Here is a 9,579-nt window from a genome sequence, read left to right on the forward strand (position 1 = left end):
CCTGCCGCTAGCGTTTATCCTGAGCCAGGATCAAACTCTCCATTGTAAAAATCAATTTTTCGAGTGTCCCGACCGATTTTTCTCGTTCCGGTTCGCCTCGCGGCGCCGGAATCAGGAATTGACAAATTGTACTACACTACAAATTATCATTTAACTTTTCACAGTAATTCAAAGAACTGAAACCCGAAGGTTCATATCTCTTCTCTTTTTCAAGCCCTCGCTCCCGAATCGGGCGAAAGGGATTACAAAGGTATGTCAAGTTTTTCAATCGACCAAAAACTTTTTCACTTTTTTTTTCGCAGCTTGTTTTTCGCAAGTGTGCGGGCGATCTGTTTTTCTCGATTGCGGATGCAAAGGTAACGACCTTTTTCATTCCTGCAAACTTTTTCTGAAATATTTTTTCAATATTTTTAACAACCTGCTGATTATCTGCGTTATAAACTCGGAAAATTATTTTCGCGTTCTGAACTGCAACAGGTAACCTTCGACCGATACCCCCGCCTGATTGCGAAGCGAGAGATCTTCGAGTACTCGGATCTGATATTCCGTATCGGGCTTCAGCTTCACCGACAGGGTCAGTTCCATACCGTCGGCCGAATAGCCGCTTTTCTCTTTGACAAACTCGGGAAAGGCTTTTTCGCCGAGGGGGCCGTAACTGAAACTGAACCCGTGCATCGGCTCGCTGAAACGAAATGTGATCGCCTTCACCGAAGGATCGACATCCTGCGCGCCGTTCGGGAACGGCGAGACGCTCACCACGTGAGGCGCCGCAGCCAAAGGAGCCTAGACCGTCGGATCGATATAATGCACCAGATTGGCCAATGCCTCGGAACGGCTGGCGCCGGTAATCTCGACATCGGGCGTCGTCCGGGCTTCGAAATTGAAGCTGCCGTCGGGATTCAGACCGCCCCAAGCCGGAAAGATGACCAGAAAACCGCTATGGGGAAGCATCATCGGAATGGGGTCGGCACCGATGCCGTCGCCGCCGGTACGCGTACCGGCTACCGTAGCCCAGCCGGTCGCCTTGGTGAAAGCGGCGAAAGATTCAGACGAGGAGAAGACTCCGGGACTCACGAACAACCACACTTTACCCTTGAAACGAGGTTTCCCGTTCGGGCGGATCACTTTCTTATCCATGACGACGGCAAAGTCTTCCGGAGTCACTTCGGGAGGCAGGTTCGGAAGGGAGGCCACTTTCCCGAAACCGTGGAATTTCTGTTCGTACCAGGTACCGGCAACAGGGCCGCGGCGAAGCACGGAAGGCCCGCTCCACGCGTAGCTTCGGGAGATCAGGCGGGGCATGATATGATGGTCCCAATATTGGTCGTTGCCGCCGCTGTTCTTCCGCAGGTCGAGGATCAGGTGATCGCATGACTGTACGGAATCGAGCAGGCACATCAGCAGAGCGCTGTCGCCAGCGGGGTTCGCGAACGAATTGATGGTCAGCACGCCGATCTTTCCGCCGCCGAGCATATCCAAAGAGAGATTCCGGGCCGGGTCGTAGCCGGAAGGGGCCTCGCCCTCGGTTCCGCCGGCGGCCGGTTTGACGCCGTATAGCTCCTTCAGGTAATCGTAATAGGGTGCGGCTCGGTCATATGTGGCCGCCCAGCGGCGGTACCGCTTATTCTCTTTCCCCGGGCTGACGGCAGCCTCGTGGTAAATCCGGGACAGCTCGTCGAACATATGCGGACCGACGACGTAAGCGTGACCGTTGCCGAGCTCACGCATGATAGCCTGCAAGGCTTTAGCGAACGACTTGTCGTCGGCGCTTTCGCGAACCAGCTGCAGATAGCGGTCGTGGCCTGCGAGCCAGTCGCGACCGGTCTGACGCTGGAGCACGCCGAAGTAAGGATAGTTCTCTTTCAGGGTCTGGTAGAGGTACTCGAAGTCCTGCTCTTTCTGCTCGGCGGTGAACCGGTTTTGGGCCGGGCAGAGAAGGCTCGCGACGCTGAAAACGATCGCCGACAAGGCTTTTCCGAATCCTGTAGATTTCATAGATTTGAGATGTTTGGTATTAAGACGTTTGAAAACCGATCTTCGGATCTCCTTTTCTCATTCCAAATATGATGCCATACCGATTAACTGCATGAGGTACAAGACGATACCGAAACAAAACTGGACGGGCGCTGTCTAAATTTTAGACAGCGCCCGTCCAATAATTTGACAGTGGGCCCCTCTATGTATATCGAGGCTCCCTCTAATCAGTAGGCTTTGGCGAAGAGGACGCGCCGGTGGGAGGGTTTGCCGCTGACGATACAAGTCCCCTCTTCCTCTGGTGCGTCGACGGGGATGCAGCGGATGGTAGCTTTGGTCTCGTTCTTTATGAGCTCTTCGGTCTCGGGAGTACCGTCCCAGTGGGCGAGGAGGAAGCCGCCTTTCTCTTCGAGTACGCGTTTGAATTCGTCGTAGGTGTCCACTTTGGTGATCATGGAGTCGCGGAATTTCAACGCCTTGTCATAGATCCCCTGCTGAATGTCTTCCAGCAGTTTTTCGATGCGGTCGGCGATGCCTGCTGCGGGGACGCTCTCTTTGGTGAGGGTGTCGCGCCGGGCGAGTTCGATGGTCCCGTTTGCCAAATCTCGCGGCCCGATGGCGAGGCGCACGGGGACGCCTTTGAGTTCGTATTCGGCGAATTTGAAGCCGCTGCGCACGTTGTCGCGGTCGTCGATCTTGACGCTGATGCCTTTGGCTTTCAGCTCGGCGGCGATCTGCTCCATCTTGTCGACGATGGCGCGCAGTTCGTCGGCTCCTTTATATATAGGTACCATGACGACCTGGATAGGTGCCAGTTTAGGCGGCAGCACGAGGCCGTTGTTGTCGGAGTGGGCCATGATGAGGGCGCCCATCAGGCGGGTGGAGACGCCCCAGGAGGTGGCCCAGACGTAGTCCATTTTCCCTTCTTTGTTGACGAACTGGACGTCGAAGGCTTTGGCGAAGTTCTGGCCGAGGAAGTGGGATGTCCCGCTCTGCAAGGCTTTGCCGTCTTGCATGAGGGCTTCGATGGTGAGGGTGTCGTCGGCGCCGGCGAAGCGTTCGCTGTCGCTCTTGTGCCCTACGATGACGGGCAGGGCGAGCCATTGTTCTGCAAAATCGCGGTAGACGCCGATCATCTTCCGGGCTTCCGCGATGGCTTCTTCTTTGGTGGCGTGGGCGGTGTGGCCTTCCTGCCAGAGGAATTCGGCGGTGCGCAGGAAGAGGCGGGTGCGCATCTCCCAACGGACGACGTTGGCCCACTGGTTGCAGAGGATGGGGAGGTCGCGGTAGGACTGGATCCAGTTCTTATAGGTGTTCCAGATAATGGTTTCCGATGTCGGCCGGACGATGAGTTCTTCTTCGAGTTTGGCGTCGGGGTCGACAATAACTCCTTTCCCGTCGGGGTCGTTCTTGAGCCGGTAGTGGGTCACGACGGCGCACTCTTTGGCGAACCCTTCGACGTGGTGGGCTTCTTTGGAGAAGAAGGATTTGGGGATGAAGAGGGGGAAGTAGGCGTTGACGTGGCCGGTGGCTTTGAACATGTCGTCGAGGGCGCGCTGCATCTTCTCCCAGATGGCGTAGCCGTAGGGTTTGATGACCATGCAGCCGCGGACGGCGGAGTTCTCGGCGAGGCCGGCTTTGACGACCAGTTCGTTATACCATTTGCTGTAGTCCTCTTCGCGTGAGGTGAGGTCTTTGAGCTCTTTTGCCATGGGTTCGTTCGTTTTTTCGGATGGACAAAGATACAAAAAATCCTCCGCTGAGCTCTATCGCGCAGCGGAGGAGGCGGAGGGTTGCATGGCAGAAGATATGCGCTAACGCAGACCCGCGAGGTCGAAGGTGTAGAACTGGGCGGAGTCGCACACGGCGCTGTAACCGTACAAGGTATGCCGAGCGGTGTCGAGGGCGATGTCGTCGATCCGGCGGCCCAGATCCGCACGGAGTTCGCCCGCTCCATCCTTTGAACGGTAGATTTCAAGGGTTGAAAGGATGTCGTCGCTGCCGAATGCGCCGTCGGGATAGCCTTGATAAAGTGCATAGATCCGCTCTCCGTCACACTGAACGGCGGTGTAGTGGCGGATCATCCGGTCGTCTTCGTTACGGATGGAGAGTTCTTCCTGTGGCTGGCCGGTGCCGAGCACGTAATCGAGCCGGAAACCGTCACGACCGACATCGTACACTTCGATGCGGTCGATGTACTGATAGGCGAGCACGAGTTTCCCTCGGCAGTATGCGGCCGTAAAAAGATAAGGATACGATCCGGCTTCGTCCGAACCGGTCAGTGGAAACGACAGGGCGGCCCGGACTTCGGGAACGTTCATGTCGAGCAGGTCGACCTCCGGAAAGCGCGGAGGAAACGAAATCCCGACATACAGGGTCGAATCCCGGGTCTGCCAAAGGCGCGAGTAGGCTTTGGGCAACGCGCGCGCCTCCATCCAGACAGGAAACTGCAGGGTCCGGAGCGGAACCACCGTATCGTCTCGTTGCCGATAGAGGCAGAGCCGGTTGGGCATGGGCTCGAAGAGGGCGGTTTCGTCTTCTCGCTGCATGCAGGCCAGTCCGGGACTGAGGTATTCGCCGGGCCCGCGGCCTTGCCGTCCGAATCGGCAGAGAGGTTGCAATTCCGGCAACGAAAACAGGTGACCGAAGTGGTCGGCATGGCTGTCGAGCAGCCACATCCGGTCACCCTGCGCATACCACCGGAAAGGGTGCACCAGATAAGGCAGAGGCACCGAATCGGCCGTCAGTTGCGCGCTGCGTTCGAATACTTTCTCGCGGGCGAGCATCGTTTCAGTCGATCTTCCGCAAGCTACGGTCAGACATCCGATGAGGCCTCCCAATAGGATTTTTCCGTTCATTTCTGAAATAGAATAGATGGACTACCAGCGTTTGCAGTCTTCTTTCCCGTGTCCGATCACTACAACATAACAGCAGTCATAGATACGTTCGTTCCCCTCTTTAATACGGCGATAACCGTTAAAGTTATCGCAACCTCCTAATCCCGGTTTTTGATCCAAGTCTTCATCTAAATCCAAAGCCATCGCTTCGAGGTTGGCGAAGGTCAGTTCCTCCTGCGCCGACATCGGGGATTGTGCTTTTTTGGTAATGTGTGCGACCGATCTATTCGACGGTGTAGAAGATTAAGACGGCGTTGTCGTTTTCGTCGACCTGCACGCTGTCGCGCCAGGAAGCGTACTGCGGGTCTTCCAGAAAACGGGCGGCGTCTACCGAGGCGACGAAACCCTCTTCCGTGGCGCAGGCGATCGGCTTCACGGCAATCGTCCCTTCGGCAGCGGTAATGCGCTGGGCGCCGGTCGACGGCTCGTAGTACCAAGTGTACTCCTTATCGCTCAACGAAAAGGTCATGCCCCACCAACGGTTGCCCGGGAAAAAGCTCGGGAAACAAACTTTATGATCGGCGGCCATTTGTTCGTCCGGATCAACGTCGTCCCAATCTCCCAAAGTACTTATATATTCCGCCGTTACGGTATGCGGCCCGAAATCGAGGTGAATGCGTTTTACGTCCGAGGAGTCGGCCCCCACGGTGTAGATGTCCGAGGCGAAATCAGGAAAGTAGTAAAGTTGACCTCGGGCTTCGGTGAATGGAAAGATGGAACTTACGGTAAATGTAGTCATGGGCAGAATGGGCGCAATGGTCTCATACCGAATTTTTCCGTCACGGTCGGTAACGACCAATGTCCCGGCTTCGTTATACGTAGACTGGGAGGCTATATAGTCTTCCATGACCGCTATGGCGTCTTCCTGAAAACCTACGTCGATACTTCTCAAATATTGACCGGAAAAAGAGTAGACCAGAATTTTTTCGTTTCGACCGGCCACTACGTATAGTTCGTCTTTGTAAGGCCAGAAGTGGGAGATGGTGATATACTCCTGCGGCCCGTGGCCTACGCGGTCTATTTTCGAGAGGTATTTTCCGTCCGTGTCGAAGACCAGAATCTGCTGCATGTCCTGCACGAAGATATGGGTGTCGGTCGTCCGCACCCGGAAGAACCGACCGTAAAGCGATTCGGAGGTCGTTTCGAGCGGGACGACTCTCTCGATCTTCCGGGTGGGCTCGGGGGCGTCGAAGTCGATGGTGATCTGCTCCGAGGCGGTCTGCTGCGGCTTGCTGCCGCAGGCGACCAGAAGTAATCCCCAAAGGCTGAGAAAAAAGGGTCTCATCGTGATTGTCATTGAATTAAAACAAAAAGATTCCCTCACAAAGGTAAGGGAATCTTTCTGTATCATTTGCAGCGTCTGTTTCCCCCAGAAATACAATCTATTGAACCCTCTTTATCGAGTTTCTTTACATACCATTTTCTTTGGTTTTGTAGATCAAGAACATCCTCTTCAATGTCAGCCATCGCTTCGAGGTTGGCAAGGGTCAATTCTTCCTGAATAGACATCGGGATTTGCGCTTTAAGGTAGGTCATCACCGACCCACCGCAAATCAGAGCTGCACCACCGGCAGCCAACAGAATTTTGGTCATTTTCTTCATGACTTCAAAAATTAAAGGTAACTAAAAATTGCGTCTCCCCGCACATCTTCGGAGAAATCACACCTCAAATATAATTCAAAGAATCGAAAACGACAATATTTTATCGAATTATTTTATTCGCAAAAGAATTTAAAAACAACTACGACGCCAGCAGCCAACGTTATATACTTTGATGCACTAAATTCTTTTGTGTCTCATCGTTGTTCTTCGTTCGAGGCCTCCGGTTCGCATTCCGATAAAATAATGAGCACCGGATTGGCATCCGGATCCAGCCCTCCGATGAATCGGGAAAATTCAGGAAATCGAGTCTTATATGCTTCCAGTGCACCGGCCTGCTGTTTGTCATTCATTGTCTGGATCAGCTCCCACGGCTCTGCTACCAAGATGCAATGCCTGTCATCCGCCCCGATCGGGAGGGCTCTGTAGGGGGTTATCGAGGCATCGGTCACCAGGTCGTCCCGCACCGAAGGCATCGAGACCGAAACGCCTGTCCGCTTGTCGATGATATTCAGGTAATTCGCCTTTTTATACGTGTAGAGCGACAGCACCAGGTTCCTGGTCTCATAACAGTTTACGTGCGCCCAGATATATCTCTGTTGATCCAGACATACATCCAGAAAGGCATCCAGATCGGCATACCCGTCCTCCAGCAATGTCTGCGGAAATTCGTACTCTCCCTTGTCGAAACGAAGGTACAGCGACACCGAATCCCGGTGCGGATCGTACTCGAAAATCCCCGGCCCGAACGTCTCGTAGAACCGGATGTCTCCCTGTTGCGTCCGGTAGAGGTTGTTCCGCTGCGAGAAGGCCAAAAAACGCGCGACATCTTTGTCCAACGGCAGATATTGTCCCACAACGCTCTCCGTGGCGGCGTCGTATAGATTGAGCTTGAACTCCGGACCGTCCGTAAAAAAGTAGTCCTTGTAGAGCATATATCTGTCCCCCTCCATCGCCGCCATCTGCACCGCCCCGGAGACGTTTTCCGGCAGCGTTATTTTCCGGACTGCCTGCATCGAATCCAGCGAGCACAGCATAATATGACGTCCGAAATTAGCCAGCACGGCTACCGTATGGCTCTTGTCCGGAACGATCGAGACTTGCGCGACGTTGATCGCCTCGCGCGGCCCTTTGCCTTTGGGCAGCAGGCTACCGAGGTATTGCCCCGACCTGCCGAAAACATGAATCCACCCGTTGGCTGCCTGAGCCCGGACGATCAGCATCGTATCCTGAATAATTACCTGCTGTACATTGGCCAGCTGGATTCCTTTCAGCTCGATTATTTCGGCCCGGTCGAACCAATCGGAGAGATTTTGTTCCGCCTGCTCGGGCGCGATCTTTGCCGAAATTCGCGCCGTCGGCGCGTCGGGCCGGACACGGCAACCTAAAAACAGGGCTACGGTAACCACCGTAGCCGCCTGTACAAAAAACGAGTATTTCGCCTTCATTAATATTTGTTACAAAAAGTGCCGATCGTGCCGATAAAATCAGGTTTGTCGTATCGACTAACGAATGCCTCTTAACGGCCGATTTATCTTTTCAAATATAGGCAATTAGGGCGAAATTCCCAATGTTTTCACGCCGCCGGACAGAAAAACAGGGGACTCGCGGCGAGTCCCCTGTCGAAAAATACGGTATATAAAATTTCGGGCAACGCCTACTGCAACGATGGATCGCCCAAAAAATCATCGGCGGATACCCGCTCCATAATCTCGGTAAATTCGGCGATGCCTTTGTCGCTCAGCGCGGGATAAAGGGCGTGGAGGGACAAAAGGGCGAGATCGTCCACACGGCCGGCCACTTCGTCGGCGCCGTAGGCCTGATAGCCGTAGTTGAGGCACCAGCGGGTCAATACATAATGGCAGGTGTGGATGTCTTCGAGCTGCTGGCGAGAGGCCTCTTTCCGGAGGTAGCCGTTCCGGGACAGAAACTGCATGGCACGGCGGCAAAAGGCCAGATGGCGTGCTTCGTCGGCGAGGTTCACCTCGCGGTCGCGGGTCATGGCGCCGAGGTCGGAGCTGCGGAACATCACGACGCCCCGGTAGCGGTAGTCGAGGCGGATGTGGAGCCGGTTGAGGAGGTAGTATTGCCGGAGGTCGAGCAGGGTGGTCAGCGAACGGTCGAGGTGGTTGCTCTCCGTGAGGTAGCGATCCCACAGGGCCAGGCAGATGTCCTCTTTGCGCGAGAAGTGGTAGGTGATGTTGCCGGGGCTCAGGCCCAGCGAGCGGGCGAGGGTGTCGATCCGGAAATCGACCATGCCGCTTTCGTTGATCAGTTCGAGCGAGCGATCCAGAATCGTGTCGCGGGTCGAGGGTTCCGAGGAGAGGCCGGACGGGACGATGGCCTGTGCCGCCGGGTGTTTTTCTTTTTTCATTACGGCCATGGGATCGTCTATTTTATCTGGTTGGCGATGTTGCGGAACTGCCGTCTCCCTTCGTCGGTGAGGTATGGCAGAAGCTGCATGAGGGAGAGCGAGACGTAGCGGTTCATCGCTTCTTCGAGGTGTTCGCCGCCTTCGCTGGCGAATACGGCGTTGATCCACCAGCGCAGGAGGGTGGTCTGGGAGGCGAAGATCAGTTCGCGGAGACGGGGGTCGCCGATCGGACGGAGGCATCCGTTTTCGGCCAGCCGGTCGTAGCAGTCGTACATCCAGGCGCGGTTGGATTCCATCCACCGGGCGAAGGTGTCGTGTTCGCGGCGCAGCACGCCGATGTCGCCGAAGTAGTAGGCGGTCACGCCGACATAAGCGATGGCTTTGGAGGCGACGACGCGGAAGTAGAGGTAGAGCTGTTTGATGTCGAGAAACGGAGTGATGATCTCGGAGAGGGTCGCCCGCATGGCGGTCTCGTATTGTTCCCAGATGGCGGCGATGATGTCTTCCTTTTTGGGGAAGTGGTAGGTGATGTTGCCGGGGCTGAGGTTCAGGGCGCGGGCGACGGTCTCGATCCGGAAATCGACGATGCCGGTGCGGTTGATGACTTCGTTGGCCATGGCGATGATCAGTTCGCGGGTGGAGTGCCCGGAACGGCGGCCGGTCGTCCGGCTGCGGTCGGGGAGGTCGAGGCGGATGTCCTGCAGGAGGGAGAGGTCGGGCTCGGCACGGCGGGGA

At 55.5% G+C, this 9,579-nt stretch carries 11 protein-coding genes; all 11 read right to left on the bottom strand.

The window, feature by feature from the left end:
• Nucleotides 1-136: 136 nt before the first annotated feature.
• The 11 genes from QZ292_RS07725 to QZ292_RS07775 all read right to left on the bottom strand — a co-directional run bounded on the left by QZ292_RS07725 (nt 137) and on the right by QZ292_RS07775 (nt 9,461).
• A complete protein-coding gene (locus QZ292_RS07725) occupies nt 137-373 on the bottom strand; it encodes a hypothetical protein (protein ID WP_294600198.1) in 237 nt (78 codons plus the stop codon).
• Between the two features lie 77 nt (nt 374-450).
• Nucleotides 451-777 carry an Ig-like domain-containing protein gene (locus QZ292_RS07730; RefSeq protein WP_294600200.1) on the bottom strand — a complete coding sequence of 109 codons (327 nt, stop codon included), beginning with the start codon at nt 775-777 and terminating at the stop codon, nt 451-453.
• A 6-nt stretch (nt 778-783) separates the two neighbouring features.
• Complete coding sequence (locus QZ292_RS07735) at nt 784-1,995, bottom strand: S41 family peptidase (RefSeq protein ID WP_294600202.1); 1,212 nt, start codon at nt 1,993-1,995, stop codon at nt 784-786.
• A gap of 206 nt (nt 1,996-2,201) precedes the next feature.
• Nucleotides 2,202-3,686, bottom strand: coding sequence for a proline--tRNA ligase (gene proS, locus QZ292_RS07740; protein WP_294600205.1), 1,485 nt, complete (start codon nt 3,684-3,686; stop codon nt 2,202-2,204).
• Between the two features lie 102 nt (nt 3,687-3,788).
• Nucleotides 3,789-4,832, bottom strand: a complete 1,044-nt coding sequence (locus QZ292_RS07745) for a BF3164 family lipoprotein (protein WP_294600208.1) — start codon at nt 4,830-4,832, stop codon at nt 3,789-3,791.
• A 21-nt stretch (nt 4,833-4,853) separates the two neighbouring features.
• On the bottom strand, nt 4,854-5,057 hold the full coding sequence (locus QZ292_RS07750; RefSeq protein WP_294600210.1) for a hypothetical protein: 204 nt from the start codon (nt 5,055-5,057) through the stop codon (nt 4,854-4,856).
• 37 nt (nt 5,058-5,094) lie between these two features.
• A complete protein-coding gene (locus QZ292_RS07755; protein ID WP_294600213.1) occupies nt 5,095-6,156 on the bottom strand; it encodes a 6-bladed beta-propeller in 1,062 nt (353 codons plus the stop codon).
• Between the two features lie 62 nt (nt 6,157-6,218).
• A complete protein-coding gene (locus tag QZ292_RS07760; protein WP_294600215.1) occupies nt 6,219-6,473 on the bottom strand; it encodes a hypothetical protein in 255 nt (84 codons plus the stop codon).
• 194 nt (nt 6,474-6,667) lie between these two features.
• A complete protein-coding gene (locus QZ292_RS07765) occupies nt 6,668-7,918 on the bottom strand; it encodes a 6-bladed beta-propeller (RefSeq protein WP_294600217.1) in 1,251 nt (416 codons plus the stop codon).
• Between the two features lie 209 nt (nt 7,919-8,127).
• Nucleotides 8,128-8,853 (bottom strand): TetR/AcrR family transcriptional regulator, encoded by a 726-nt coding sequence (locus tag QZ292_RS07770; RefSeq protein ID WP_294600219.1) that lies wholly within the window; start codon nt 8,851-8,853, stop codon nt 8,128-8,130.
• An 8-nt stretch (nt 8,854-8,861) separates the two neighbouring features.
• Nucleotides 8,862-9,461 (bottom strand): TetR/AcrR family transcriptional regulator, encoded by a 600-nt coding sequence (locus QZ292_RS07775; RefSeq protein ID WP_294600223.1) that lies wholly within the window; start codon nt 9,459-9,461, stop codon nt 8,862-8,864.
• Nucleotides 9,462-9,579: the final 118 nt, after the last annotated feature.

The organism is uncultured Rikenella sp. (assembly GCF_910577125.1).
Classification (GTDB): Bacteria; Bacteroidota; Bacteroidia; order Bacteroidales; family Rikenellaceae; genus Rikenella.

Excerpts from the sequence above, each read along its gene's own strand:
- QZ292_RS07735 (WP_294600202.1), bottom strand. The coding sequence starts at position 1,995 with ATGAAATCTACAGGATTCGGAAAAGCCTTGTCGGCGATCGTTTTCAGC.
- QZ292_RS07775 (WP_294600223.1), bottom strand. The coding sequence starts at position 9,461 with ATGGCCAACGAAGTCATCAACCGCACCGGCATCGTCGATTTCCGGATC.
- QZ292_RS07755 (WP_294600213.1), bottom strand. The coding sequence starts at position 6,156 with ATGAGACCCTTTTTTCTCAGCCTTTGGGGATTACTTCTGGTCGCCTGC.
- QZ292_RS07725 (WP_294600198.1), bottom strand. The coding sequence starts at position 373 with ATGAAAAAGGTCGTTACCTTTGCATCCGCAATCGAGAAAAACAGATCG.
- proS (WP_294600205.1), bottom strand. The coding sequence starts at position 3,686 with ATGGCAAAAGAGCTCAAAGACCTCACCTCACGCGAAGAGGACTACAGC.
- QZ292_RS07750 (WP_294600210.1), bottom strand. The coding sequence starts at position 5,057 with ATGTCGGCGCAGGAGGAACTGACCTTCGCCAACCTCGAAGCGATGGCT.
- QZ292_RS07745 (WP_294600208.1), bottom strand. The coding sequence starts at position 4,832 with ATGAACGGAAAAATCCTATTGGGAGGCCTCATCGGATGTCTGACCGTA.
- QZ292_RS07765 (WP_294600217.1), bottom strand. The coding sequence starts at position 7,918 with ATGAAGGCGAAATACTCGTTTTTTGTACAGGCGGCTACGGTGGTTACC.
- QZ292_RS07760 (WP_294600215.1), bottom strand. The coding sequence starts at position 6,473 with ATGAAGAAAATGACCAAAATTCTGTTGGCTGCCGGTGGTGCAGCTCTG.
- QZ292_RS07770 (WP_294600219.1), bottom strand. The coding sequence starts at position 8,853 with ATGGCCGTAATGAAAAAAGAAAAACACCCGGCGGCACAGGCCATCGTC.